Source organism: Sedimentitalea sp. XS_ASV28 (genome assembly GCF_041224545.1).
In the GTDB taxonomy this organism is placed as follows: domain Bacteria; phylum Pseudomonadota; class Alphaproteobacteria; order Rhodobacterales; family Rhodobacteraceae; genus Sedimentitalea.
On the sequence record NZ_JBGFGP010000176.1, the window covers coordinates 236,810 to 261,666 of the forward strand.

Below are 24,857 nucleotides of genomic sequence, written 5' to 3' on the forward strand. Positions count from 1 at the left end.
CATTGCACAAGGTTGCGCATGCACGCCCGCAAGATCATCATCTGCATCGACGGCACCGGCAATCAGGTCGGAGATAACGAGAGCAATATTCTCAAGCTGTACAAGGGCCTGGCCCAATCGGACCGGCAGATCGTTCACTATGTGCCGGGCGTCGGAACCATGGACGGCCCGCGGCTCTTTGAATCGGCGCTCACGCGCAAGGCGCGGGCTCTGGCCGGGCTGGCCTTCGGCATGGGGCTGGAGGACGATGTGCTCGATGCCTATCGCTTTCTGTGCCACACCTATCAAAGCGCCTCGGACAAGCGCCGCGCCCATGCGGCCAACCGCATGGCCCTGCGGGAAACCGCCCGCGAACTCGGCATGAAGGCGCCGCGCAAACAGACCTCCGCGCCCCGGGCGGAAGATGACCAGATCTATATTTTCGGGTTTTCCCGCGGGGCCTATGCGGCGCGGATCCTCGCGGGGTTCATCCACAATTTCGGCCTGGTCGATCCCGCGAGACTGCATATGATCACCAAGGCGTTCCGCGCCTACAGGATCGTCACCGAACATGACCGCGATGCCCCGAATGCCGTGGTGTTCAAGGCCCTGCGCCAGTACGAATCCGTACTCAGGCCAAAAGGACGTGTGCCCATCCGATGCCTTGGCCTCTTTGATACCGTGGCCTCGATGGTGCGCTTGAACCGACCGTTCTCGTCCTTGTTTACCTACCGCAGCCCGATGGAACTGAGCACCCATGCAAATGTCGAGACCAACAGTTCGGTGCGCATCGTCCTGCACGCCATGGCGGTCGACGAACGCCGCAGCATGTTCCGCCCCCTGCGATGGAAGCAGAGCGATTATTACGGCGACCGGTTTCGCCACGCGCGCGACAAGCGCACGCAATTCGTTCACCAGCGATGGTTCCCGGGATACCACTCGGACATAGGCGGCACACCGCGCGAGTATTTCAGCGGGATCGGCAAGATCACCCTGCTCTGGATGCTCGACGAATTGCGCCGCATGGAACACCTCGCCTGGAAAGAAGACACCGCGCTCGATCCGCCAAAACCGGGCGAGCGGCGCGCCAGGCCCGTTCATGGGCTTGAGATCAAATCGCGCTATCGCTCGGGATTCCTGCAAGGCAAGGATCGCAAGCGCCGGACACCGGACGGCCAGCGTTTTGCGCAGCCGGATGCCATGGCGCCGCTGCACAATTCGATGTCGCTGGCCTGGGCGCCGCTCGAAATCTTTCCCAAGACGACCCTGCGTCGGCAATGGCGCAATCGGCCCGGATGGCTTTGGTACCTGCCCCTGTCCGAGCCGCGCGTCATCGAAGCGGACGACAGCATCGACGAGTCGGTGCATGACCGCATGCGGCGCTGGCGGTTCTACCGGCCCGTGAACCTGCCCGATACCTCTTCGGAGTAGCTCAGGTCGCCTTTCTTGTGGCGAGCAGCAGGCTGGTTTCGCTGGTGCTGACACCATCGAACCGCCGGATCGTCGCAAGAGCCGCATCGAGCGCCTCCAGTGTTTCAGTGCCCAGTTCCACGATCAGATCCCAGCGGCCATTGGTGGAGTGCACCGCCCGCACGGCGGCAAGCCCGTGCAGCTGGCGCACCACCCGTTCCGTCCCGCGCCCTTCGATCCCGATCATCATCAGCCCGCGCACCGGATCGCGCAGCGTGTCCTCTTTCATCACCACGGTAAACCCGAGAATCTGGCCACTCTGCTGCAACCGTTCGATCCTTGAGCGCACGGTTGTGCGCGACAGACCCAGCGTCGCCGCCAGTTCCGAAAGCGACGCGCGCGCATTGTGACGCAGCGCGGCGATCAGACGCTCATCCGTTTTGTCCATTCAAACTTCCGATTTGCACATATTCCGGAGCAATCGTGCAAAATACGCACTTTCGACAATACCATTTCGGAAGTTAATCATAAAGCACCCCATTCTGCGAGGCTTTCATGACACAAAAAACCTGCATATTGATCGGTGCGCCCGTCGACAGTGGCAAGGAGCGGCGTGGCTGTCTGATGGGCCCGGACGCCTATCGTACCGCCGGCCTCGCCGAGGCGCTCGGCGATCTTGGTCACAAGGTCAAGGACATGGGCAACCTCACCCCGGCGGCGCACGCCCCCGATACCGGCGAAGGCAGGCTGGTGCGCCCGAACGAAACCATCGGCTGGACCAACCGGCTGATCCGTGTCGCCGAAGACGCCATGGGCCGCGGCCTGCCGATCTTCATGGGCGGCGATCACGCGCTGTCGCTGGGCAGCGTCGCCGGCGTCGCCAACCACGCCGCCGCCCGCGGCCGGCCGCTCTTCGTGCTTTGGCTCGACGCCCACAGCGACTATCACACCCCCGAAACCTCGGATTCCGGCAACCTGCACGGCACCCCTCTGGGCTATGTCACCGGCCGGTCGGGCTTCGGCGGCTTTCCCGTCATCACAAACCCGGTGCCGCAGGAAAACATCTGTATCATCGGACTGCGCTCAGTCGATGCAGCGGAGAGGAAAGCGCTCCAGCAGACCGCGATCGAACGCCACGACATGCGCGCGATCGACGAGACCGGCATCGCCGCTCCGCTGGCGGCATTCCTTGACAAGGTCGCCGCAGCGAACGGTTTGCTGCATGTGAGCCTCGATGTCGATTTTCTCGATCCGATGATCGCCCCTGCGGTTGGCACCACGGTTCCGGGCGGCGCCACCATCCGCGAAGCACATCTGGTGATGGAGATGATCTGTGACAGCGACCTGATGACGTCGCTCGATCTCGTGGAATTGAACCCGTTTCTGGATGATCGCGGCCGCACCGCGACGGTGATGGTTGACCTTGCCGCATCGTCGCTCGGACGCCGCGTCTTTGATCGTCCGACCTGACGGCCCGGCTCTCACGCCGCGACCCCAGCCGTTCGCCGCTGGTTCTGTCCAGACTCAAAACCGCCGGACGTCCGGCCCGCCGCTGATGAAGATGAAAGAGACCGACATGACCCAACCTTCCGACAAGGCCCTCGTCCCCTTTGTTTCCGTCGACCACATGATGCAACTGATCCACCATATCGGGATCGAACCGATGCTGCGTGGTCTCGCGGATTATATCGAGGCGGATTTCAAACGCTGGGAACTGTTCGACAAGACGCCCCGCGTCGCCAGCCATTCCGCCGAGGGCGTCATCGAACTCATGCCGACGTCGGATGGCGAGGTTTACGGCTTCAAATATGTCAATGGCCATCCCAAGAACACCGCTGAGGGACTGCAGACCGTGACCGCCTTCGGCCTGCTGGCCGATGTCGCCTCGGGTTATCCGGTTCTGTTGACAGAAATGACCATCCTGACCGCCATGCGCACCGCCGCAACCAGCGCGATGGTCGCCCGGCACCTTGCGCCCAAGGGGGCCGACACGATGGCAATGATCGGAAACGGTGCCCAGTCGGAATTCCAGACCCTCGCCATGAAGGCGATCTGCGGGCTGAAATCCGTGCGCCTCTACGACATCGACTCCGCCGCCACCGAAAAATGCGCCACCAACCTCGCGGGTCACGGACTTAACGTGGTGGCATGCACATCGCCGGAAGACGCCATCGAGGGCGCGCAAATCCTGACCACCTGCACCGCCGACAAGCAATATGCCACCATCCTGACCGACAACATGGTCGGGGCGGGCGTACATATCAACGCCATCGGCGGGGATTGTCCGGGCAAGACCGAACTCGCACCGGCGATCCTGAATCGTGCGGACATCTTTGTCGAATTTCCGCCCCAGACCCGTATCGAAGGCGAGATTCAGCAGCTTGATCCCGATCACCCGGTCACAGAGCTGTGGAAGGTGATATCCGGCACGGCGCAGGGGCGCACGTCTGAGCGGCAGATCACGCTGTTTGACAGCGTCGGCTTTGCGATCGAGGATTTTTCGGCCCTGCGCTATGTTCGCGATCAATTGCCGGAGACCGGCCTCTACCATCCGCTCGACCTGCTGGCGGATCCGGATGACCCGCGCGATCTGTTCGGCATGCTGAGCCGCGCCGCCAAATAAATATCCGGCATGAAGATCGGACAAGCCGCGCTCATGGCCTGACCGCCGGTTCTTTTGCCGCGTGTTCAGGTATTGCAATCGCCGTATCCCGATTGCGCCGGTCCCCCGACATTCGCTTGCCGAACGGCGATGGAGGTCTAAACTGGGAGGTGTTCGGGCGGTCTCGCCCGGTCAGGACCGACATGACACCCAGGCTGTCTAGCGACAAGGCGCAGATGATATGACACCAGCAGCACCCGGCCTCGCCATCGCAATCGCTCTTGCCCTGCCCGCGGCGGCACAGGACGATCCGCTGCCCTCGTGGAATGACGGGGAGAGCAAGCGCGCGATCATCGCCTTCGTGCAAGACGTGACGGATGAGAATGGCGATGCCCATGTCGATGAGGACGACCGCATCGCCACCTTTGACAATGACGGCACCCTATGGGTGGAACAGCCGATCTATACCCAGCTCGCCTTTGCGCTGGACCGGGTCAGGGACATCGCCGCCGATCACCCGGACTGGAAAACCACACAGCCGTTTCAGGCGGTTCTGGAGGACGATATGGATGCTCTTGCCGCAACAGGTGACAAGGGGCTGCTCGAGATCGTCGCGGCGACCCATGCGGGGATGAGCACCGAGCAGTTCGCACAGATCGCCCTCGACTGGCTGACGGAGGCGAAACATCCAAGGTTCGACAAGCCTTATACAAAGCTGGTCTATCAACCCATGCTGGAACTGATCGACTATCTTCAGGACAATGATTTCGAAACCTACATCGTGTCCGGTGGCGGTATCGAATTCATGCGCCCCTGGACCCAGGAGGTCTATAACATCCCGCCGCAACAGGTGGTCGGATCATCAACAGTCACCGAATACGAGATCGTGGACGGAAAACCGACCCTGATGCGCACCGGCGAGATCGCGTTTGTTGACGACAAGGCGGGCAAGCCGGTCGGGATCAATTCACATATCGGGCGTCGTCCCATCATCGCCTTCGGCAATTCAGATGGCGATTTCCAGATGCTGGAATATACCACGGTGGGCGTTGAAGGCCCCAGCCTCGGCGCCATCGTGCATCACACCGACGCCGATCGGGAATACGCCTATGACCGCGCCTCGCCTGTCGGCAAACTCGACAAGGCGCTCGACGCCGCCAACGATAATGGCTGGCTGGTGATCGACATGAAGACGGACTGGAAGACGATCTTTCCCGAGTGACCGCAAGACGCGTCGATCCGATCGACGCTGACGACCGTCACAAGAGCGGCTCAGGCCTCGAGTTCGGCGTCCCAATAGAGAAAATCCATCCAGCTTTCGTGCAGATGGTTTGGCGGAAACTTGCGACCCATATTGCGCAGTTCCTCGGCACGCGGCTGGCGCGGCGGCTTGCGCAGGGACATGCCGGTGCGATGCAGCGGTTTGGAGCCTTTCTTGAGATTGCAGGGAGAGCACGCCGCGACGACGTTCTGCCAGCTTGTCACCCCGCCACTGGCGCGAGGCACCACGTGATCAAAGGTCAGTTCCCCCTTGCTGCCGCAATACTGGCAGCGGAATTCGTCTCTCAGAAATAAATTAAAGCGCGTGAAGGCCACGCGCTTTTGAGGTTTTACATAGTCCTTCAGCACCACCACCGAAGGTATTCGGATACTGGTACTCGGACTGCGCACCACCTCGTCATATTCGGCCACGATATCAACCCGGTCCAGCCACGCCGCCTTGATCGCTTCCTGCCAGCTCCAGAGGCTGAGCGGATAGTAGGACAAGGGGCGATAATCGGCGTTCAGGACCAAAGCCGGGTTCTGGCGCAACGCACCGGGTTCTCTGACAAAATCCGTCCTGAATTCAGCGTTCATGGGTGACTCCGTCCTCGCCCTGTCTGCCCGTTTCGCGGCACCAGAGCGGGGAACCCGCCCCAGCCTGAAGATGACTATATATCGTGGTTACCACCTGACAAGTCCTGTTTTGCCACAATATGTCGCCATCAATTCGCGCGCATGCTGCAAGTGCAAGGTAACCGGGGTATGACAGTTATCCACATTGCTGCGCTTTGCCCTGTTGAACCGGTGCTGCCGGGCGCTGTAGGACGGCGGCATGAGCCACCTCATCCGCTTTAACAAACCTTATGACGTGCTGTCACAATTCACCGATTCGGGCAGCCGTGACAGTCCGCGTCGCACCCTGTCCGATTTCATCGACCTGCCCGGTGTCTACCCCGCCGGGCGGTTGGATCGCGACAGCGAGGGGTTGTTGCTCCTGACCGATGACGGCCGGCTTCAGGCGCGAATATCCGATCCGCGGCACAAGATGGACAAGACCTATTGGGTCCAGATCGAAGGGATACCCGATACCGATGCCATCGCCACCTTGCGCGGCGGTGTCACCCTGAAAGACGGTCCGACCCGCCCCGCCAAGGTCCGGCGCATCGCGCCGCCCGCCGGATTGTGGCCCCGCACCCCGCCGATCCGCGTGCGCAAATCGGTGCCCGATTGCTGGATCGAACTGGTGATTTCCGAAGGCCGCAACCGGCAGGTCCGCCGCATGACCGCAGCGGTCGGGCATCCCACCCTGCGCCTGATCCGTGCGCGCATCGGGCCGTGGTCGCTCGACGGTCTGCCACCGGGAGAATGGCGCGACGCGGACGCTGACAGACGCCTGCGGCGCTGATAGCATGGGCGCATGAAGACCACGGATCTCCCCTCCGCCACGGCCCCGGCCAAGGTGCTCGAAACCGCGCTCTATGCCGAAGACCTCGGCGCGGCGACAGATTTTTATCAGGGATTGCTGGGACTTGAGGCGTTTCAGACCGTTCCGGGCCGGCACGTGTTTTTCCGGATCGGCGACGCGGTTCTTCTGGTTTTCAACCCGGATGCGACATCGGAACCGTCGAGGAACGCGAAAATACCGGTTCCGGCGCATGGCGCACGCGGATCGGGTCACGTCTGCTTTGCCATGCCGCGCCCGCAGATTGCCGACATGCGCGCGCGCCTGATCGCTGCGGGCGTCGCGGTGGATGCCGAGTTCGACTGGCCCAACGGTGCCCATTCGCTCTATGTGCGCGATCCCGCAGGAAATTCGGTCGAGTTTGCCGAACCCTGGCTCTGGGAATGACCCGCTGACAGAGACTCCTGCGTACGCCGGCGGGATATTTCACGATGTCGCGCGAAACCACGCCGATCCCGCCCAAGGCCGCGCGACGGGCAGCCATGGGCGGCGTCAAAGCGGTGTTTGCCCTACAGGCTCAACTTGTCGCGCATGAAGGCCAGCGCCACACTCAGCCCGTCGGGCGCGATACCGTGCGCGGTGCCTTTCATCACGTGGGCATAGACATCCTGCCAGCCGGCTTCCTGCAGCGCCTCGGCGGCTTCCGGCAAGGATTGCGGTGGCACCACGTCATCCTGATCTCCGTGCACCAACAGGATCGGCGGGCGCACGACCACCTCGTCCGCCAGCGTTTCCGGCGACAATAACCGGCCCGAGAACCCGACGATTCCCGCAATCTCGTCCTCGCGGCGCGGCCCGACCTGCAGCGCCATCATCGTCCCCTGCGAAAAACCGAACAGGACCAGTTGTTCCGGCAGCAGATCCTCGTCCACCATCAGCGCATCGAGAAACGCATTGAGATCGTCGATCGCGGCCGACATCCCGCGCATTGCCTCTTCTTCGCTCGACCCGTCTATCCACGGGATCGGAAACCACTGATAGGCATTGGGCATTCCCGGAATGCTCTCCGGCGCATCGGGCGCCACGAAAAGCGTATCCGGAAGATGTTCGCCCAAGGGGTCGGCCAATCCCAGCAGGTCGGCCCCGTTGGCCCCGTACCCGTGCAGGAAGACCACCACCGATCGTGTTGTGCCCGAGAGCGGCTCTTTGCGGCCTGCAGTCAATACGCGCGTCATGAAATCCTCGATCCTGTTTGCCGCAGGGTGCCACACAACCTTCGCGACACGGCCTGCAATTGCACGGTTCTGGCATGCGCTCCCGTGACTGACAAGGCGATTGCTGCAACTTGGTGCCCGGCCACCGCTCCCACACGGGAACCGGCGAGCGCCCGGCATCAGTCGGAGATGCCCCTGTGCCGGGTTGCAACCCTGTAATAGGCCCAGAGTATCCGCGCCGCCACGGATCGCCACGGCGACCACACCAGCGCCAGCTCACGCAGCGCAGGTTCTCTGGGGCGCTCCGACAGACCATAGAGGATACGCGCGGCTTCCTGCAGGGCAAGGTCCCCCGGCGCGAACACATCGGCGCGGCCAAGGCTGAACATGGCGTAAATCTCTGCTGTCCATGCGCCGATGCCGGGCACCTGCGTCAGCGTCTTGATCACCTCCGGCGAGGGTGTCGTCCGCAAGGCGACGTAATCGATATCGGCCCCGGCGAGGGCGCGGGCATAGCGCATCTTTTGCCGGCTCAGACCGACCGCGCGCAACGCGGCATCATCGGCCCGGCGCACGCCCGCCTGATCGGACAGTCCCGCCTCTTGCATACGGGTCCAGATTGCGTTCGCAGATGCGACACTGACCTGCTGGCTGACGATGGCGCTCAGAAGCTGGTCGAACCCGTCCGGTCGCAGGCGCAGGGGCAGCGGCCCCGTGTCACGCAGCGCCGCCGCCATACGCTCGTCCCGCTCGGCAAGCCATGCCGCGCCTTCCTCGACACAGTCATCGCAGACGATGATCCGCCCGACACTCATAACCCGTCGACCCAGTTCAGCGCACCAGACACGGTTTCAACGCGCGGGACATCCGGCTGCGGCGGCCGCGCGATCAGGATCACCGGCAGACCGAGGGATCGCGCCGCGATCAGTTTGGTCTCGCTGGTCGTGCCGCCGCTGTTCTTGACAACCAGCACGTCGATCTCCAGCCCGCTCAGGGTGTCCCTCTCTTCTTCGACCGAAAATGGACCGTTTCCGGTGACATAGCGGACATTCTTCAAGTTCTCGGGCGGCCTGCGCTCTTCGAGTTGCCGCACGAAGAAGCGCGCATCGCACCGGGACACCAGATGATCGAGTGTGGCACGACCGGTGGTGGTGAACACCCGCTGCCCCGGACGCAGGTGCGCCGCAACCGCGCGCTCATCGGCGACTTCGGTCCAGCGATCGCCAGCGCCCGGTGTCCAGCACGGGCGCAGCACCTGAAGCAGCGGAATGGCCAGCCTCGCACAGACCCGCGCCGCGCTTGCGCTGATCTGATGCGCAAAAGGATGGGTGGCGTCGATCACCGCATCGATCCCTTCGGCCATCAGGTATCGGGCCATGCCGTCCTCTCCGCCAAACCGGCCATAACGGGTCGGCACCGGCAGCGGGCCGAAACTGCGCGGCGGATAGAGAAACGAGCCTGTCACCTTGCAATCGTCGCGTTCGGCAAGCGCCGCAGCAATTGCGCGTGCCTCTCCCGCTCCGGCCAGAAGCAGGATATGCCGATGCTGTCCCGATACATTTGCCATGGCCGCGACACTATCCCGCTGGCGCGCGCGTGCAAGCCGCTTGTACCCCCTGAGTTTCGCGGATAACCAACCCATATTGAGTCTCGCGGATAACCAATCCATATGACAAACCAGTTCGATGATAAGCGCGCCCGGCGCAATGTCTGGGTGCTCGTAGCGGCGCAGGCCTTTCTCGGGGCGCAGATGCCGATGATCTTCACGGTCGGCGGGCTGGCGGGTCAGTCGCTGGCCTCCAATATCTGCCTTGCCACGCTGCCGATTTCGCTGATCGTGCTGGGATCGATGGTCTCGGCCACACCGGTATCGGCGATCATGCAGAAGTTCGGACGCCGCGCCGGGTTCTTTCTCGGCACGCTTGGCGGGGCCCTTGGCGGCGCGGTGGGTGCCTATGGCCTCTATCTCAACTCCTTCCCGGTGTTTCTGCTGGGCAGCTTTCTCACCGGTCTCTACATGAGCGCGCAGGGCTTTTATCGCTTTGCCGCCGCCGACACCGCGTCGGACAGCTATCGCCCCAAGGCGATTTCCTACGTGATGGCGGGCGGGCTGCTGTCGGCAGTGATCGGCCCACAACTTGTCAAGGCAACATCCGGTCTGGTGCTCTCCCCGAATGCGGTGGTCTCGGCATTTGCCGGCACGTATCTGGCGATCATCGCGATCAACCTGATTGGTTCGTTACTGTTCTTGTTCATTGACATCCCCAAACCGCCGCCGCCCGGTGCCGACAGCCCGCGCGGCCGCAGTCGATGGGAGCTGATCACCACCCCGCGCATTGCCGTGGCGGTGATCTGTGCGATGGTGTCCTATGCGTTGATGAATCTCGTAATGACATCGACCCCGCTGGCCGTGGTGGGATGCGGATTTACCAAGGGCGATGCCGCCGACATCGTTTCGGCGCATGTCCTCGCGATGTTTGCCCCGTCATTTTTCACCGGTCACCTGATCGCCCGCTTCGGGGTCGAGCGGATCGTCGCGCTTGGCCTGATGATCCTGGCCAGTGCCGGTGCGGTGGCGCTGAGCGGCGTGGCGCTGGAAAATTTCTTCGTGGCGCTCATCCTGCTGGGTCTCGGCTGGAACTTCGGCTTTATCGGCGCGACGACAATGCTGGCCGGCGCCCACAGACCCGAGGAACGCGGCCGCATGCAGGGGCTGAACGACCTGCTGGTATTTGGTGGCGTGACAGTGGCGTCGCTTGCCTCGGGCGGTCTCATGAACTGTTCCGGTGGCAGCGCCGTCGAAGGCTGGACCGCCGTCAACATGGCGATGGTGCCGCTCTTGTGCCTTGCCGGCGGAGCCTTGCTCTGGCTGGTTCTGCAACCCCGCGAACAAGGCGTCTGAGCACTTACCAGCGCCCGGTCGCCGATTGCAGCATCAGGCTCAGCCGCTTGCGCGCCTCGCTGGTGCCCAGCGTTCCACGGGCCACCCGATCCGGCGTGCGGCGTGTCTGGTCCAGGATGGTTTCCGCCTGCCACCCGGCCAGAAGGCCGGCCCGCGCCTCGGGGTCGACCCCTGATCTGTTCCTGCGCGCCCGCGCCAGCCGCGCCAGTCCCTGCTCGGCCAGACGGCGCACACCGTCGCCCGTCCCGTCGAGCAAGGGCACACGCCGGTGCGCCTCCAGCTCCGGAATCGCGCGAAACCAGTTGGCCAGTCCCACCGCATAAGCGTAATCGCGGACAACGGTTTCCTCTGCGCGCCCCAGGCTGCGCACCGCCAACCACATGAGCGTTCCCGAACTCGCGTCGATATACCGTTCGAAATGATCGCTGTCCTCGAACGGCTCCCGGTAGATGTCCCAGCGGCGCACCGCGATCATCTCGTCCGCCTGCGCTGCAAGTTCCGGCGGCAGGCTCCCGGCAAGCGGGGTCACCACCTCGTGCGGCCGAACCGGACCGCCCCCGGCGATTTCAGCCAGCGCATCGCGCCACCATTGCAGGCGCATCTCCGCGATCATGGGTTCCTGCGTCACCCAGGGCGCGCGGGCGATTTCGACATTCATGGCATAAAGCGGAAACAGCACGCGCCGGGCCTGCACCGGCGCGGCCATCGCGGCCATGAACCGATCCGGATCGCCACGCCGGACCAGATTGGCACAGGCGATGAGATCGTCGGAAAAAACGGCCGCCGTGGTCACCGGGGGCGCACCAGCATCAGGGCATAGGCAATGCGGTCCTGCGCCGCGCGCCACATGGCAATTTCCCGTTCGCACGTGGCGACGGCGGCGCGCAGATCCGGATCGTCTTCGGCGCGCAGTGTCGCCAGATGGGCCGCGAACCGCGTGTAATATCGCGCCCAGGGCGCACCAACGATCACGCGATGATCCAGCAATTCGAAACCGGCGGCATCGATGCGCGCGACAATCCCGTCCAGATCGGTAATCGCGGGATATCCTTTCCAGAAGGCGGAAACCGTGTCATCCGGCGGCCCCAGAAGCACCGGCTCGGAAAACGCCACGCTGCCATTGGTTGCCAGCGCATCGCGCCAGCGACGCAACCCTTCCGTCACACCCAGAAAATAGAGGGCACCGGCGGACCAGATCAGGTCATGGCGACCCGTGAGATCCGCCATATCGCCCTGCCGCACGGTGACATTCGCCAGGCTGCCGCACCGCGCCTGCGCCTCTTTCACAAGGTGGGGCAATTGGTCGATGGCGGTGATCTGCGCCTGCGGCAGCAGTTCCGCAAGGGTGGCGCTGTCTGCGCCCGATCCGCAACCGGCATCGCAGATCGAGATCCTGCCGGACAGGCCCAGCCGCGCGATCGCCCAGGCCACATCCGCTGGCTCGCCCGGTCCTTCACGATCCAGGCCGGTGTAGATCCGCACCAGCATCTCGGGATCGATCATGTGGCGCTCCCACAATCGCGCACCAGTTTCCAGCGGATCGCATCCAGCAGCGCCTCGAAGCTCGCGTCGACTATGTTCGGACTGACCCCGACGGTGGACCAGCGCCGCCCCTTGCCGTCCTCGCTGTCGATGATCACGCGGGTCACGGCCTCGGTCCCGCCCTGGGTGATGCGCACCTTGAAATCCACGAGCCGCATGTCTTCGAGCACCCAGGAATACTGTCCCAGGTCCTTGGCCAGCGCCTTGCTCAGCGCATTGACCGGACCCCGGTCGCTGCCGTCCTCATCAAGCGATTCACTCACCGAAAGCAGCTTTTGCCCATCGACCTTGACCACCACGACCGCTTCGGACAGGCTGACCATCCGGTTATACTTGTTCTTGCGTCGCTCGACCGTGACCTTGTAACGCTTGACCTCGAAAAACTCGGGCAACTGCCCCAGTTCCTCGCGCGCGAGCAACTCGAAGCTCGCCTGCGCCGTGTCGTAGGAATAGCCCTGATCCTCGCGCTGCTTGATCTGTTCGAGGATGCGCCCAAGCGCCGGATCGCCCTTGTCCACCTTCAGCCCCGCCTCGGCCAGCCGCTTGCGCAGGTTCGACTGCCCGGCCTGGTTCGACATCGGCACGATCCGCTGGTTGCCCACGAGATCCGGTTCGATATGTTCGTAGGTGCCCGGATCCTTGAGGATCGCGCTGGCATGCAGCCCCGCCTTGTGGGCAAAGGCGCTCGCCCCGACATAGGGCGATTGCCGCATCGGCACCCGGTTCAGGATATCGTCGAGCATCCGGCTCGTCCGGGTCAGTCCCCTGAGCGCCGCACGGCTGACCCCGGTTTTGAACCGGCTGGCATAAGGCTCCTTGAGCAGCAGCGTCGGGATCAGCGAGGTCAGGTTGGCATTGCCGCACCGCTCGCCCAGCCCGTTCAGCGTGCCCTGTACCTGCCGCGCCCCGGCCTCGATGGCCGCCAGCGAACAGGCGACCGCGTTCTCGGTATCGTTATGGGTGTGAATGCCCAGCCGGTCCCCCGGAATACCGGCGGCGATCACCTCGGCCACGATCCGCCCGACATGTGATGGCAGCGCGCCGCCATTGGTGTCGCATAAAACCACCCACCGCGCGCCCGCGTCCAGTGCCGCGCGGCAACAGGCCAGCGCGTAGTCGGGATTGTCCTTGTAGCCGTCAAAGAAATGCTCGGCGTCATACAGGGCCTCGCGCCCCTGCCCGACGACATGGGCAATCGACGCACCGATGTTTTCGAGATTTTCCTCCAGCGTGATCCCCAGCGCGGCGGTCACGTGATAATCATGCGCCTTGCCCACGAGACAGACGGTATTCGTGCCGGCATTTGTCACCGCCGCAAGAACGTCGTCATTCTCCGCCGACCGGCCGGCACGTTTGGTCATGCCAAACGCCGTCAGCCTGGCGCGGGTTTGCGGGGCTTCCTCGAAAAACGCGCTGTCGGTCGGATTGGCGCCCGGCCAGCCACCCTCGATATAATCCACGCCGAGATCGTCGAGTGCGCGGGCAATCTGCATCTTCTCGGCGGTCGAGAACTGCACCCCCTGTGTCTGCTGCCCGTCGCGCAGGGTGGTGTCATAGAGATAGAGACGCTCGCGGCTCATAGGACTCTCCCGCGACAATCAACCGGGACGGGCCAACGGCCCGACCAGTGTCCGACCTTCCCCCCGGGAGGGCGCTTTGCACCCACACAGGGTCGGGCGCTGACCTGCGTCGCGTCCGTCATTTCAGTGCCTCGAAGTTTCCAAGCTGCGGATTTGTGTGATCCAGCATCCAATCGGTCCCATTTGGGGAGTCCGACAACATTATTCCGATCGAAGCGAGATCGTCGCGGATCGCATCGGCCTTTGCGAAATCTCGGTTCTTCTTGGCTTCAGCACGTTCGGATATGTATCGTTCAACGGTCTTTTTCAGCTCATCCGTCGGAGAATCCGAAATCTCTCGCCACCATGCGCCGGTTTCAAAATCGAGCAAGCCCAGCATCCCTGCCGATGCGGCAAGGCCCCCCATGTCCTTTTCGCGATGAAGTTGATGCAACCGCGCAATCGCACCTGCCGTGTTCAGGTCGTCGCACAGCAAACGCAGCATTTCCGGATCGACATCTGATGGCTTGATTCCATCCACCGCACTGCGCCACTTCATCAAGGTCGCTTTTGCTTCTTCTGCCTTCTCCGCAGTCCAGTCCATCGGCTTGCGGTAATGTGTGCTTAGAAACACAAAGCGGATCACTTCCCCCGGCACGCCCTGTTCCAGCAAATCGCGTACCGTAAAGAAATTGCCCAGCGACTTGGACATTTTCCTGCCCTCGACCTGCAGCATCTCGTTATGCAGCCAGACCCTGGCGAAATCGCCTTCGGGATGGGCGCAGCAGCTTTGGGCGATCTCGTTTTCGTGGTGCGGGAACATCAGGTCGTTGCCGCCGCCGTGAATGTCGAAACTCTCGCCCAGCAATTCATAGGCCATCGCCGAGCATTCGATATGCCAGCCCGGACGGCCCCGTCCCCAGGGCGACTCCCACCCCGGCAGATCGGCGCCTGACGGTTTCCACAGCACGAAATCCATCGGGTTCTTCTTGTACGGCGCGACCTCGACCCGCGCGCCGGCGATCATGTCGTCGACCGAGCGGCCGGACAGTCTGCCATATCCTTCGCGCCAACTGTCCACCGCGAACAACACGTGGCCTTCGGCCTCATAGGCATGGCCCTTGCCGATCAGCTCCTCGATCATCGCGACCATCTGCGGGATATACTGCGTGGCGCGCGGCATGTGATCCGGCTCCAGCGCCCCGAGCGCCGCCATGTCATCGAGGAACCACTGCGTCGTCTCAGAGGTGATCTCGCCGATCGAACGCCCGCTTTCGGCGGCCCTGGCGTTGATCTTGTCATCCACGTCGGTGAAATTGCGCACATAGGTCACGTGATCGGCCCCATAGGTGTGGCGCAACAGCCGGTAGAGCACATCGAACACCACGACGGGGCGCGCATTGCCCAGATGCGCGCGATCATAAACCGTCGGCCCGCAGACATACATCCGCACATTCCCGGGATCGATGGGATCAAACGGCTCCTTCTTGCGGGTCTTGGTGTTGTGCAGCTTGATCGTCATGGCAATATCCTCACGCAGGCAGCGCGGGCTTAGCAACTTGGTCAGGAGAAGAAAATGACAGAAACCGGCCCGCTGGTAAGATCAGCAGGGAATGCAGCAAATAATGGCGCGGTTGCAGGTCATGACAAGGCGCATAGCACAGGATCCACTCACTCGCCAAGGTAATTGTCGCATTCCCAATTGTCCGGCCATCGCACTGGCCACCACCCCGGGCCATCGCATTGACAAAGCGCGGCGACTCTGACCCTCTCGCGCGCGAAACCAGCGATGGAGATCCACATGCACCTGTCCCAGCGTATCACCAACATCACCGGCGGCGGATCGGATGGTTGGGATCTGTTCAACCGTGCGCGCGCCATGATCGCACAAGGCGTCGAGGTCACGGAACTGACAATCGGCGAGCATGACATCCCGACCCATCCCAGCATTCTCAATGCGATGCACGACGCAGCCCTTGGCGGGCACACCGGATATGCCGCGGTTCCCGGAACCACCGCGCTGCGCGAAACCGTCGCCGCGCGGCTGAAGGAACAGACCGGGGTTGCCACCACTGCCGCCAACGTGATGATCACGCCCGGCGGACAGTCGGCCCTGTTCGCCAGCCACATGGCGGTGTGCGACGATGGCGACGTCGCACTCTATATCGACCCCTATTATGCCACCTACCCCGGCACCATTCGCGGTGTCGGCGCGGTGCCGCGTGCGGTCGCGGCCCACGCCGACAACGCGTTTCAACCCCGTGCAGAAGACGTCGAGGCGGCGGCGGTCGGCGCTGCATCGCTGCTGATCAATTCGCCGAACAACCCGACCGGCGTGGTCTATAGCGAAGACACCCTGACGCGCATCGCCGATGTGTGCCGCCGTCATGACATGTGGCTGATCTCGGACGAGGTCTATGACACCCAGGTCTGGGAGGGCCGCCACCTGTCACCGCGCGCCCTGCCCGGCATGGCAGAGCGTACGCTGGTCGTCGGCTCCATGTCGAAATCCTTTGCCATGACCGGTTCGCGCTGTGGCTGGATCGCCGGTCCGGAAACGGCCATCGACCATCTGATCACGCTTGCGACCCATACCACCTATGGCGTGCCGGGTTACATTCAGGACGCATCGGTTTTCGCGCTCACCCAGGGCGACGGGCTGGAGCAGGAAGTGGCTGCGCCGTTCCGCCGGCGCCGCGTCATCGCGCAGGATATTCTTGCGCGGCAGAACACCGTGGGGCTGATCCCGTCGCAGGGCGCCATGTACCTGATGCTCGACATCCGCGCGACCGGGATGACCGGCGAGGGATTTGCAGGTGCGCTGCTTGACGCTCACCATATTGCGGTGATGCCCGGTGAGAGCTTTGGCGCGGCGGCAGCGGGTCATGTGCGCGTGGCGATGACGATCGAGGATCGCGCCTTTGCCAGAGCGCTCGCGACCCTGTGCGAATTCGCCGAGAGCCGCGCCTGCGAAACCGGCTAGCAGTCGTCTCCGGCACAGACAGAGCCCGCGTATTTGCCGGGCGCGTACAAGCCGCGCCCGGCAAATACGTCACCTGCGTCGCAAACAGGACAGATTCACCGCAGGAGCGCGTCACACTCGGTGCCAAGAGGAGACGCGATGCAGGCTGAAGAGAGCAAGATCAGGCTGATCTCCCGCACCATCGGTGCGGATCGCGGACGTGCCGCGCGCGGAAGGCCCGGCACGCGCTGAGCGCCTTCCCTTTCTCTCAACACGAGTTCCCAACATGAATGATCAGTCCACGCACTCTGCCCACGGTCGCAGCGGTGGTCGCGCCGCGCGTCGTGCCGCGCGCAGCGCGCCGCTTGCCGCGCATCTGCGCCCCATCCGTCCCGGCCTGCCCGGCGGCACCTACAAACCGCTCAGCCAGCGGGACATGGAGCGTATCCATGCAACCGCGCTCGATGCCCTCGAACAGGTGGGGCTGGCGGACGCGCCCGAAAGCGGAATCAGGTATCTGACCGGTGCCGGCGCGCGCCTTGGCGACGACGGCCGCATCCGGTTCCCCCGTGCCCTCGTCGAGGACACTATTGCCAGGGCCAACCGCTCGGTGACGCTGATGGGCCGCGATCCGGCCCATGATCTCACCCTGTCCGGCAGCCGCGTGCATTTCGGCACAGCCGGCGCGGCGGTCCACATGGTGGATGTCGACGGGCGGAATTACCGGGAAAGCACCGTGCAGGACCTGCACGATGCCGCGCGCATTGCCGAACAGCTGGGAAACATCCATTTCGTGCAGCGCCCGATGGTGTGCCGCGACATCGCCGACAATCTCGAAATGGACCTCAACTCGATCTATGCCTGCTGTTCGGGCACGACCAAGCATGTCGGCATGTCCTTCAGCGATCCGTCGCATGTGGCGCAGGGGTTCGAATTGCTGCACATGATCGCCGGCGGCGAAAACGAATGGCGCGAACGGCCCTTTGTCAGCAATTCCAACTGCTTTGTCGTGCCACCGATGAAATTTGCCACCGAAAGCTGTGACACCATGGAGCGCTGTATCGAAGGCGGGATGCCGATCCTGTTGCTGTCTGCGGGCATGGCCGGTGCCACCGCCCCGTCAACCATCGCTGGCGCCATCGTGCAGGCGGTGGCCGAGTGTCTGGCCGGGCTGGTCTATGTCAACTCAGTCAGGCCCGGGCATCCGGCGATTTTCGGCACCTGGCCCTTCGGGCTCGACCTGCGCAGCGGCGCGATGACCGGCGGGTCCGGCGAACAGGCCCTGCTGACCGCGGGCTGCGCGCAGATGCATCAGTTCTATGGCGTCCCCGGTGGCGCTGCGGCGGGTATCAGCGATTCCAAACTGCCCGACATGCAGGCCGGATGGGAGCAGATGTGTTCGAACGTGATGGCCGGGCTGTCCGGGTTGAACATGGTCTACGAAGCGGCGGGCATGCATGCGTCGCTGCTGGGCTTCTGTCACGAATCGCTGATTCTCGGCGACGACATCATCGGTCAGGCGCTGCGCTGTGTGCGCGGGATCGAGGTGACTGACGACACGCTTGCGCTGGAACAGATCCGTTCGGTCTGCATGTCAGGACCGGGGCACTACCTGGGAACCGATGAAACGCTCGGGCGGATGCAGACAGATCACGTCTATCCCGCCATGGGCGACCGCTCCTCGCCCAAGGAATGGGACGAATTGGGTAAACCCGACCTCGTGCAACGCGCGACCGCGCGCAAGAACGCGATCCTCGCGCAGCCGGCTGCCGCGCGGTTCGATCCGGTGACTGACGCCGAAATCAGGGCACGGTTCAACATCCACCTGCCCGCCTGATGATCGAAAACTGAAAACGCCCGGCAAAAGCTGCCGGGCGTTCCTGTTTCCATCGATCGCACGACACAGGCGTGCGGGCGTGTCAGCCCCGCGACTTCGGCAGCAGCCCGGCATCCTGCGCGGCCACCGATTCGGCATCATCCAGCGCGCCATCCGAATTCAGGTCCATCGCCGAAAAGCTCTCGACGCTGATCTCCGGATAGACCGCCTGGACCTCGTCCAGTGTCAGAACGCCATCGCCGTTCGCGTCGATTTCGGTTGCGGCAAAGGCCATTGCGGGAAGTCCGATTGCGAGCGCGGCAAGTGCTTTGAGTTTCATGGTCTTGTATCCTCGTGTGTCGTAAGGGTTTCGTCGTTGCCCGTAAGTGGTGGACAGCCTCTACAGACACCCGCGACGCCCCTCTGTCATCAGACCACGAACAGATCGTCCGGGGCGCGCCAAAGATCGCCGGAACGCCCGCTGTGGATTGGCAAGGATTTGCAGGCGCATTCTTTGCCGGCCTTGCTCGGCGGTTCCCGACCTATGCCGCAGCCCGGAACTGGCAGTCCCTTGCTTGAGAAGAGCCGCGTTAGCGACCGGCAAAAACCGGCCACCACCGTGCGGGTGAATCGAGCCGACGGCGACGCGCGGGACAAACGCGGGGATTCGGGCTCAGAACAGGAAATCGGCGGCGTCGAGATCGGCCAGATCGACGTTATGGAGTGTGATAATGGTTCTGTCGGAGTCATCGATCACCACGCTGGTCCCAACCTGGCTGATGTGGTTGTTCATCAGGTCATCGAAGCTCCGGATCCGGGTCACGGCAGTCAGGTCGATCAGTTCATCGTCATTCGTCGCGTCGAAGTCAAAGACGGTATCGTTGCCGTATTTGTTGGCAAAAACGAACACGTCGTTCCCCGCCCCGCCATGCAGGACGTCATCGCCCTTGCCGCTGTCGAGCCGGTCATTGCCAATCTGCCCGAAGAGCCGGTCGCGGCCGATTCCCCCTTCAAGGACATCATCGTCCTGGCCGCCCTTTAGAATGTCCCTGCCCATGCCACCGCTGAGCCTGTCATCGCCCCGGTTGCCGAACAGAATGTCACGACCATCACCGCTGAACAGGTCGTCATTGCCCCTGCCACCCCGAAAGATGTCATCGCCCAGCGTGTTGAACGTGGCGCCGTCGCCAATTGTCGATCCTTCGGGCAACACGTCATCGAGCTTGCCAAGCGTGATGTCCCAGGCGCGACTCATGATATAGGTTTCGATTGCAATCGGATCGACCCCTGAAAGGTCCAGAAGACGGATGGGGGCGAAGGTCAGCATGTCGATATCGACACCCGTGATGGTCATCGAGTCGATAACCGTCGTGACAAGGATCGTGTCAATGACGCCAGTTGCGACATAGATCAAACCATCGACCGTCACCGCCGTGGAAAAGCCGTTTCCAAACGCCGAATAGGTGGCGGCATCCCCCCGGTAACTGCCGCTCCCCGTGAACTGCGTCGAACTGAACCGGGTTCCAAGTACGGCTTCGGTCGAAACGAATTCGATGACGTCAGGGATATCGGCAATCGCGAAGTGAGAGTCGTCGGGCAGGACAATCGTAAAAGGCATCGGAGCTTTCCTTGCGGTGGTGTCAGGTGACGGGATGAGGAAAAGACAGCACTCGTGCGCAACCATGATCGCCCGGAACAATCCTATACCGGGACTCACCACACAATAATATCTCCTTATGATTGAGTCACTTCACCTTTGCCGTATTCTCGGGCGAGGCACGGAAAAGTGTGATCAGGCAACGAAAAAACGGGGGCCGAATGACCCCCGTTTGAGTTTCGCCGTCCAGGCTCATCTAGTTTACCGCCCGGTGTTTTTTGCCTGCGGCCTGAACGTCGTCCAGAGCGAGCGCACCCGCCCCTTGTCTCCGGTGAAACCGCTTGGTTTCACCGGGCAGGACAGAGCGGAAACCAGAGGTTTCTGCGAAGTCCTGCCCCGTCGGGGTGAAGCGGGCAATCGCATCGCCCTGCTTCCTTGTCTCGTCGGGGTCCGGTCACCGGTCGGCAGCCCCGCGACCCCTACGCGCTCCTCGCGGAACGCGATCCCGATCAACTACAGCCGCTCGTCGCGCCGCAGGTGTTGCATTTCATGCAGGTGCCATTGCGCACCAGCGTATAGTTGCCACATTCGCCGCAGGCCTCGCCTTCGTACCCCTGCATCTTGGCCTTGGTGCGCGCGTCCAGCGATACGGTGCCGCTGGCCATTGCGGTTGTGGTCGTGGTGCTGATCGTCGCCGTGGTCTCGGGCACCAGGGTCTGGATCGCAGCCTGTGCATCCGTCCCGCTCAGCGCCGTGGCGCCGATATTGGCACCGCCTTGCAAGACCACCAGTTCCTGCGGCAGGCGCTTGCGCAGATAGCCAGTCGAACTGATCTGCTTGAGCACTTCCAGAGACTTGCTCGCCGCGGTTTCGCTGATCTCGCTGACGTTCGAGACACCTTCCTCTTCGCCACGCCCAAGGTCGTCAAAGGTCGCCCCCTGTGGCTTGACATGCGCCAGGTCGGTCCGGTCGAGATAGGACACGGCAAGTTCGCGGAACACGTAGTCGAGGATCGAGGTCGCGTTCTTGATGCTGTCGTTGCCCTGCACCATCCCCGCCGGTTCGAACTTGGTGAAGGTAAACGCGTCAACGAATTCCTCGAGCGGCACGCCATATTGCAGGCCAACCGAAACGGCGATGGCAAAGTTGTTCATCATCGCCCGGAAACCCGCGCCCTCCTTATGCATGTCGATAAAGATCTCGCCCAGGTTGCCGTCTTCGTATTCACCGGTCCGCAAATAGACCTTGTGGCCGCCGACGATCGCCTTTTGCGTATAACCCTTGCGCCGTTGCGGCATCTTTTCGCGATGCGATTTGATGATTTCCTTGACCACCACCTTTTCGATGATCTTCTCGGCGATTACCGCAGCCTTTTCATGCGGCGTTCCGGTTTCCAGCGTTTCCGCCGCATCGTCATCATCTTCGATCAGCGCCGAAGCCAGCGGCTGCGACAGCTTGGACCCGTCGCGATAAAGCGCGTTTGCCTTGATGCCCAGCGACCAGCTCAGTTCATAGGCACGCTGGCAATCCTCGATGCTGGCGTCGTTGGGCATGTTGATCGTCTTGCTGATCGCGCCCGAGATAAAGCTCTGGGCCGCCGCCATCATGGTGATGTGGCTGTTGACCGAGAGATAACGCTTGCCCTTCTTGCCGCAGGGGTTGGCACAGTCGAAGATGCCGTAATGCTCCTTGCGCAGGAATGGCGCGCCTTCCAGCGTCATGGTGCCGCAAACATGGTCATTCGCCAGTTCGATATCCTTGCGGCTGAATCCCAGGTGCCGCAGCAGATCAAAGGCGGGATCGTTGAGCTTGGCCGCCGGGATACCGAGGACGTTCTGGCAGAACTCTTCGCCCAGCGTCCACTGGTTGAACACGAAGCGGATGTCAAAGGCGCTCTCCAGCGCCGCATCCACCTTGGCCAGCTCGTTCGCACCGAACCCATGCCCCGCCAGCGTGGTATGGTTGATCGCGGGCGCATTTCCGATACTTCCATGCCCGACCGCATAGGATACGATTTCCTCGATCTGTGCCGAACCATAACCCAGCTTTTCCAGCGCCGCGGGCACCGACTGGTTGATGATCTTGAAGTATCCGCCACCGGCCAGCTTCTTGAACTTGACCAGCGCGAAATCCGGCTCGATCCCCGTGGTGTCGCAATCCATGACCAGACCGATGGTGCCGGTCGGCGCGATCACCGTCGCCTGCGCGTTGCGATAGCCATGTTTCTGCCCGAGGCTCAGCGCCTCGTCCCAAGCGGATTTGGCCAGATCGACCAGCCGCGCATCCGGGCAGTTGCCATGATCCAGCGGCACCGGCTTGACCGACAGGTTCTCGTAACCCTCGGTCTCGCCATATGCCGCGTTGCGGTGGTTTCGGATGACTCGGAGCATATGGTCGCTGTTGCGCTCGTATCCCGCGAAGGGGCCGAGCTCGCCGGCCATCTCGGCGCTGGTGGCATAGGCGACACCGGTCATGATCGCGGTCAGCGCACCACAGAGCGCGCGGCCCTCGTCGCTGTCATAGCTGTAGCCCATGTTCATCAGCAATCCGCCGATATTGGCGTAACCCAGCCCCAGCGTGCGGAAATCATAGGACAGTTGCGCGATCTCGCGGGAAGGGAACTGCGCCATCATCACGCTGATCTCCAGCGTCACCGTCCAGAGCCGCGAGGCATGCATGTAGTCCTCGGCCTGGAATTCGCCATCCTTGAGGAAGGTCAGCAGGTTCATCGACGCAAGGTTGCAGGCGGTGTCGTCCAGGAACATGTATTCGGAACACGGGTTCGAGCCGCGAATCTCGCCATCTTCCGGACAGGTGTGCCATTCGTTGACCGTATCGTGATACTGGATGCCCGGGTCGGCACAGGCCCAGGCGGCATGTCCGACCTGCTCCCACAGATCACGCGCCCGCACCGTGCGCGCCACGCTGCCATCGACCCGGTTGATCAATTCCCAATCCGCATCCTTCTCGACCGCGGTCAGGAACGCGTTGGTCACGCGGATCGAATTGTTCGAGTTCTGGCCCGACACGCTGTTATAGGCTTCGGAATCCCAATCGGTGTCATATGTCGGAAACTCGATACCGGTGTGTCCCTGCCGCGCATAATCCAGAACGCGCTTGATATAGGTTTCGGGGATCATGTTGCGCTTGGCGTCACGCACCGCATCCCTGAGCGCGCCATTCCTGGCGGTGTCATATGCGTCGTCCTCGGCACCATCCCAGGCGCGGATCGCGTCGAAAATCCCGTTCAGCTTTTTCTCGTGCATTTTCGAGCCGGCAACGATGCTCGCCACCTTCTGCTCTTCCAGCACCTTCCAGTTGATGAAATCCTCGATATCCGGGTGATCCGCGTCAACGATGACCATCTTGGCCGCGCGACGGGTCGTGCCGCCCGACTTGATCGCGCCCGCCGCCCGGTCGCCGATCTTGAGAAAGCCCATCAGACCGCTCGACTTGCCACCTCCCGAGAGCTTCTCACCCTCTCCCCGCAGATGACTGAAGTTGGTGCCGGTGCCGCTGCCATACTTGAACAGCCGCGCCTCGCGCACCCAGAGGTCCATGATCCCGCCTTCGTTCACCAGGTCGTCCCGCACCCCCTGAATGAAACAGGCATGCGGCTGTGGATGTTCATAGCTGGATTTCGACTTGGTCAGCTTGCCGGTCTTGTGGTCGACATAATGGTGTCCCTGCGCGGGGCCGTCGATGCCATAGGCCCAGTGCAACCCGGTGTTGAACCATTGCGGGCTGTTCGGGGCGGCCTTCTGCGTGGCCAGCATGAAGCGCATTTCGTCGTAATAGGCACGCGCATCCTCCTCGGTGCTGAAATACCCGCCTTTCCAGCCCCAATAGGCCCAGGCGCCCGCAAGACGGTCAAACACCTGCTTGGACGAGGTTTCGCCCCCCATCTCCACGTCATCGCCATCGGCAACCGAACGCCACAGGAACTCGGGCACATCCTTTTCACGCACCTTCTTCAGCCGGCTCGGCACACCCGCCTTGCGGAAATATTTCTGCGCGATCACATCGCTTGCCACCTGGCTCCAGGTCGAGGGCACCTCGACATTCTCAAGCCGGAACACGGTGGTTCCGTCGGGATTGCGTATCTCCGATGTCGCCGAGATGAAATCGAGCGCCGCATAGGCGTCCTCGCCGGCGGTGGTGAATTTGCGTTCAATCTTCATGTGCGCTGCCTCTGTCTTCCAGCTGTCTTAAAAGCCTGTTGTCAGGCCCGCGCCGGAAATGCCGACGCTCTCTCATGTGCCCGGTTGCACGTGGCAAAGCTGTCCCGGTCCCCTGACGAAACAAGGGCTCTGTCGGCGTGCGCGCCGAGATCTGACCGTGGTGCCTTACCGTCCCAACCTTGTCAGAGCCTTTTCTGGTTTTTGCTACCAGATTTAGTGGCTCAGCGGCCGGCTCATACAATCTGACGTATCAGGCCATGGGTGGTCAACGCAATTTTTCCAGATTTTTCGACTCTTTTCTGTTGACCATGCCCGCCTGCATTCCGACCCCGGCAGAGCGACCGATTCATCCACAAAAGGTTAATTGTGCCGCACCCGCCGAAGGATGCGGGCACCAGGACGAGAATACACCTGTTTCAAGGGGCTTT

21 protein-coding genes are annotated in these 24,857 nt (G+C 62.6%); 9 read left to right on the forward strand and 12 right to left on the reverse strand.

The features are described from left to right. Positions 1–18: 18 nt before the first annotated feature. Positions 19–1,410, forward strand: coding sequence for a DUF2235 domain-containing protein (locus AB9K34_RS22940; RefSeq protein ID WP_369956988.1), 1,392 nt, complete (start codon positions 19–21; stop codon positions 1,408–1,410). A 1-nt stretch (position 1,411) separates the two neighbouring features. Here AB9K34_RS22940 and AB9K34_RS22945 read toward each other — a convergent pair whose 3' ends face one another. Continuing rightward, on the reverse strand, positions 1,412–1,837 hold the full coding sequence (locus tag AB9K34_RS22945) for an Lrp/AsnC family transcriptional regulator (RefSeq protein WP_369956990.1): 426 nt from the start codon (positions 1,835–1,837) through the stop codon (positions 1,412–1,414). A gap of 107 nt (positions 1,838–1,944) precedes the next feature. Here AB9K34_RS22945 and rocF point away from each other — a divergent pair, with 107 nt between their 5' ends. The 3 genes from rocF (at position 1,945) to AB9K34_RS22960 (ending at position 5,213) form a co-directional block, all read left to right on the forward strand. Beyond that, positions 1,945–2,859: an arginase gene (gene rocF, locus AB9K34_RS22950; RefSeq protein WP_369956991.1), complete on the forward strand. Its 915-nt coding sequence runs from the start codon at positions 1,945–1,947 to the stop codon at positions 2,857–2,859. 106 nt (positions 2,860–2,965) lie between these two features. Further along, the gene (locus AB9K34_RS22955) at positions 2,966–4,012 is read left to right on the forward strand and encodes an ornithine cyclodeaminase (RefSeq protein ID WP_369956992.1); all 1,047 of its coding nucleotides are present in this window, start codon (positions 2,966–2,968) and stop codon (positions 4,010–4,012) included. A 220-nt stretch (positions 4,013–4,232) separates the two neighbouring features. Further along, positions 4,233–5,213: an HAD family hydrolase gene (locus AB9K34_RS22960; protein WP_369956994.1), complete on the forward strand. Its 981-nt coding sequence runs from the start codon at positions 4,233–4,235 to the stop codon at positions 5,211–5,213. Positions 5,214–5,263: 50 nt separating this feature from the next. On the opposite strand, the gene AB9K34_RS22965 is transcribed toward AB9K34_RS22960, so the two are convergent. Then, positions 5,264–5,848, reverse strand: coding sequence for an HNH endonuclease (locus tag AB9K34_RS22965; protein WP_369956995.1), 585 nt, complete (start codon positions 5,846–5,848; stop codon positions 5,264–5,266). A gap of 238 nt (positions 5,849–6,086) precedes the next feature. Here AB9K34_RS22965 and AB9K34_RS22970 point away from each other — a divergent pair, with 238 nt between their 5' ends. Together AB9K34_RS22970 and AB9K34_RS22975 are read left to right on the forward strand one after the other, a co-directional pair. Continuing rightward, positions 6,087–6,659 carry a pseudouridine synthase gene (locus AB9K34_RS22970; protein WP_369956996.1) on the forward strand — a complete coding sequence of 191 codons (573 nt, stop codon included), beginning with the start codon at positions 6,087–6,089 and terminating at the stop codon, positions 6,657–6,659. Positions 6,660–6,671: 12 nt separating this feature from the next. Beyond that, positions 6,672–7,103 (forward strand): VOC family protein, encoded by a 432-nt coding sequence (locus tag AB9K34_RS22975; protein WP_369956997.1) that lies wholly within the window; start codon positions 6,672–6,674, stop codon positions 7,101–7,103. 122 nt (positions 7,104–7,225) lie between these two features. On the opposite strand, the gene AB9K34_RS22980 is transcribed toward AB9K34_RS22975, so the two are convergent. From AB9K34_RS22980 to AB9K34_RS22990, 3 genes are all read right to left on the reverse strand, one after another. Next, the gene (locus AB9K34_RS22980) at positions 7,226–7,891 is read right to left on the reverse strand and encodes an alpha/beta hydrolase (protein ID WP_369956998.1); all 666 of its coding nucleotides are present in this window, start codon (positions 7,889–7,891) and stop codon (positions 7,226–7,228) included. Between the two features lie 158 nt (positions 7,892–8,049). Continuing rightward, complete coding sequence (locus AB9K34_RS22985; protein ID WP_369956999.1) at positions 8,050–8,685, reverse strand: DNA-3-methyladenine glycosylase; 636 nt, start codon at positions 8,683–8,685, stop codon at positions 8,050–8,052. Then, the gene (locus AB9K34_RS22990; RefSeq protein WP_369957000.1) at positions 8,682–9,437 is read right to left on the reverse strand and encodes a cobalt-precorrin-6A reductase; all 756 of its coding nucleotides are present in this window, start codon (positions 9,435–9,437) and stop codon (positions 8,682–8,684) included. The genes AB9K34_RS22985 and AB9K34_RS22990 overlap by 4 nt, the downstream gene beginning before the upstream one ends. A 102-nt stretch (positions 9,438–9,539) precedes the next feature. Between AB9K34_RS22990 and AB9K34_RS22995 the strand changes: the two genes are divergently transcribed. Continuing rightward, positions 9,540–10,772 carry an MFS transporter gene (locus tag AB9K34_RS22995; RefSeq protein ID WP_369957002.1) on the forward strand — a complete coding sequence of 411 codons (1,233 nt, stop codon included), beginning with the start codon at positions 9,540–9,542 and terminating at the stop codon, positions 10,770–10,772. Positions 10,773–10,776: 4 nt separating this feature from the next. Here the strand turns inward: AB9K34_RS22995 and AB9K34_RS23000 are convergent, their stop codons facing one another. The 4 genes from AB9K34_RS23000 to cysS all read right to left on the reverse strand — a co-directional run bounded on the left by AB9K34_RS23000 (position 10,777) and on the right by cysS (position 15,395). Then, positions 10,777–11,565 carry a squalene/phytoene synthase family protein gene (locus AB9K34_RS23000; protein WP_369957004.1) on the reverse strand — a complete coding sequence of 263 codons (789 nt, stop codon included), beginning with the start codon at positions 11,563–11,565 and terminating at the stop codon, positions 10,777–10,779. Beyond that, on the reverse strand, positions 11,562–12,275 hold the full coding sequence (locus tag AB9K34_RS23005; protein ID WP_369957005.1) for a trans-aconitate 2-methyltransferase: 714 nt from the start codon (positions 12,273–12,275) through the stop codon (positions 11,562–11,564). The genes AB9K34_RS23000 and AB9K34_RS23005 overlap by 4 nt, the downstream gene beginning before the upstream one ends. Beyond that, on the reverse strand, positions 12,272–13,894 hold the full coding sequence (cimA, locus tag AB9K34_RS23010) for a citramalate synthase (RefSeq protein WP_369957006.1): 1,623 nt from the start codon (positions 13,892–13,894) through the stop codon (positions 12,272–12,274). Before cimA ends, AB9K34_RS23005 begins: the two co-directional genes overlap by 4 nt. Positions 13,895–14,012: 118 nt before the next feature. Further along, on the reverse strand, positions 14,013–15,395 hold the full coding sequence (gene cysS, locus AB9K34_RS23015; RefSeq protein WP_369957007.1) for a cysteine--tRNA ligase: 1,383 nt from the start codon (positions 15,393–15,395) through the stop codon (positions 14,013–14,015). A gap of 279 nt (positions 15,396–15,674) precedes the next feature. Between cysS and AB9K34_RS23020 the strand changes: the two genes are divergently transcribed. Together AB9K34_RS23020 and AB9K34_RS23025 are read left to right on the forward strand one after the other, a co-directional pair. Then, on the forward strand, positions 15,675–16,856 hold the full coding sequence (locus AB9K34_RS23020) for a pyridoxal phosphate-dependent aminotransferase (protein WP_369957008.1): 1,182 nt from the start codon (positions 15,675–15,677) through the stop codon (positions 16,854–16,856). 265 nt (positions 16,857–17,121) lie between these two features. Then, the gene (locus AB9K34_RS23025) at positions 17,122–18,672 is read left to right on the forward strand and encodes a trimethylamine methyltransferase family protein (protein ID WP_369957009.1); all 1,551 of its coding nucleotides are present in this window, start codon (positions 17,122–17,124) and stop codon (positions 18,670–18,672) included. 82 nt (positions 18,673–18,754) lie between these two features. Here the strand turns inward: AB9K34_RS23025 and AB9K34_RS23030 are convergent, their stop codons facing one another. From AB9K34_RS23030 to AB9K34_RS23040, 3 genes are all read right to left on the reverse strand, one after another. Further along, positions 18,755–18,991 (reverse strand): hypothetical protein, encoded by a 237-nt coding sequence (locus AB9K34_RS23030; protein WP_369957010.1) that lies wholly within the window; start codon positions 18,989–18,991, stop codon positions 18,755–18,757. A gap of 333 nt (positions 18,992–19,324) precedes the next feature. Further along, complete coding sequence (locus AB9K34_RS23035) at positions 19,325–20,269, reverse strand: calcium-binding protein (protein ID WP_369957011.1); 945 nt, start codon at positions 20,267–20,269, stop codon at positions 19,325–19,327. A gap of 488 nt (positions 20,270–20,757) precedes the next feature. Continuing rightward, complete coding sequence (locus AB9K34_RS23040; protein ID WP_369957012.1) at positions 20,758–24,429, reverse strand: vitamin B12-dependent ribonucleotide reductase; 3,672 nt, start codon at positions 24,427–24,429, stop codon at positions 20,758–20,760. Positions 24,430–24,857: the final 428 nt, after the last annotated feature.

What these genes read in the sequence shown, in the direction of transcription:
- AB9K34_RS22940 (WP_369956988.1), top strand. Translation starts at nt 19, where the DNA reads ATGCACGCCCGCAAGATCATCATCTGCATCGACGGCACCGGCAATCAG.
- AB9K34_RS22945 (WP_369956990.1), bottom strand. Translation starts at nt 1,837, where the DNA reads ATGGACAAAACGGATGAGCGTCTGATCGCCGCGCTGCGTCACAATGCG.
- rocF (WP_369956991.1), top strand. Translation starts at nt 1,945, where the DNA reads ATGACACAAAAAACCTGCATATTGATCGGTGCGCCCGTCGACAGTGGC.
- AB9K34_RS22955 (WP_369956992.1), top strand. Translation starts at nt 2,966, where the DNA reads ATGACCCAACCTTCCGACAAGGCCCTCGTCCCCTTTGTTTCCGTCGAC.
- AB9K34_RS22960 (WP_369956994.1), top strand. Translation starts at nt 4,233, where the DNA reads ATGACACCAGCAGCACCCGGCCTCGCCATCGCAATCGCTCTTGCCCTG.
- AB9K34_RS22965 (WP_369956995.1), bottom strand. Translation starts at nt 5,848, where the DNA reads ATGAACGCTGAATTCAGGACGGATTTTGTCAGAGAACCCGGTGCGTTG.
- AB9K34_RS22970 (WP_369956996.1), top strand. Translation starts at nt 6,087, where the DNA reads ATGAGCCACCTCATCCGCTTTAACAAACCTTATGACGTGCTGTCACAA.
- AB9K34_RS22975 (WP_369956997.1), top strand. Translation starts at nt 6,672, where the DNA reads ATGAAGACCACGGATCTCCCCTCCGCCACGGCCCCGGCCAAGGTGCTC.
- AB9K34_RS22980 (WP_369956998.1), bottom strand. Translation starts at nt 7,891, where the DNA reads ATGACGCGCGTATTGACTGCAGGCCGCAAAGAGCCGCTCTCGGGCACA.
- AB9K34_RS22985 (WP_369956999.1), bottom strand. Translation starts at nt 8,685, where the DNA reads ATGAGTGTCGGGCGGATCATCGTCTGCGATGACTGTGTCGAGGAAGGC.
- AB9K34_RS22990 (WP_369957000.1), bottom strand. Translation starts at nt 9,437, where the DNA reads ATGGCAAATGTATCGGGACAGCATCGGCATATCCTGCTTCTGGCCGGA.
- AB9K34_RS22995 (WP_369957002.1), top strand. Translation starts at nt 9,540, where the DNA reads ATGACAAACCAGTTCGATGATAAGCGCGCCCGGCGCAATGTCTGGGTG.
- AB9K34_RS23005 (WP_369957005.1), bottom strand. Translation starts at nt 12,275, where the DNA reads ATGATCGATCCCGAGATGCTGGTGCGGATCTACACCGGCCTGGATCGT.
- cimA (WP_369957006.1), bottom strand. Translation starts at nt 13,894, where the DNA reads ATGAGCCGCGAGCGTCTCTATCTCTATGACACCACCCTGCGCGACGGG.
- cysS (WP_369957007.1), bottom strand. Translation starts at nt 15,395, where the DNA reads ATGACGATCAAGCTGCACAACACCAAGACCCGCAAGAAGGAGCCGTTT.
- AB9K34_RS23020 (WP_369957008.1), top strand. Translation starts at nt 15,675, where the DNA reads ATGCACCTGTCCCAGCGTATCACCAACATCACCGGCGGCGGATCGGAT.
- AB9K34_RS23025 (WP_369957009.1), top strand. Translation starts at nt 17,122, where the DNA reads ATGAATGATCAGTCCACGCACTCTGCCCACGGTCGCAGCGGTGGTCGC.
- AB9K34_RS23030 (WP_369957010.1), bottom strand. Translation starts at nt 18,991, where the DNA reads ATGAAACTCAAAGCACTTGCCGCGCTCGCAATCGGACTTCCCGCAATG.
- AB9K34_RS23035 (WP_369957011.1), bottom strand. Translation starts at nt 20,269, where the DNA reads ATGCCTTTTACGATTGTCCTGCCCGACGACTCTCACTTCGCGATTGCC.
- AB9K34_RS23040 (WP_369957012.1), bottom strand. Translation starts at nt 24,429, where the DNA reads ATGAAGATTGAACGCAAATTCACCACCGCCGGCGAGGACGCCTATGCG.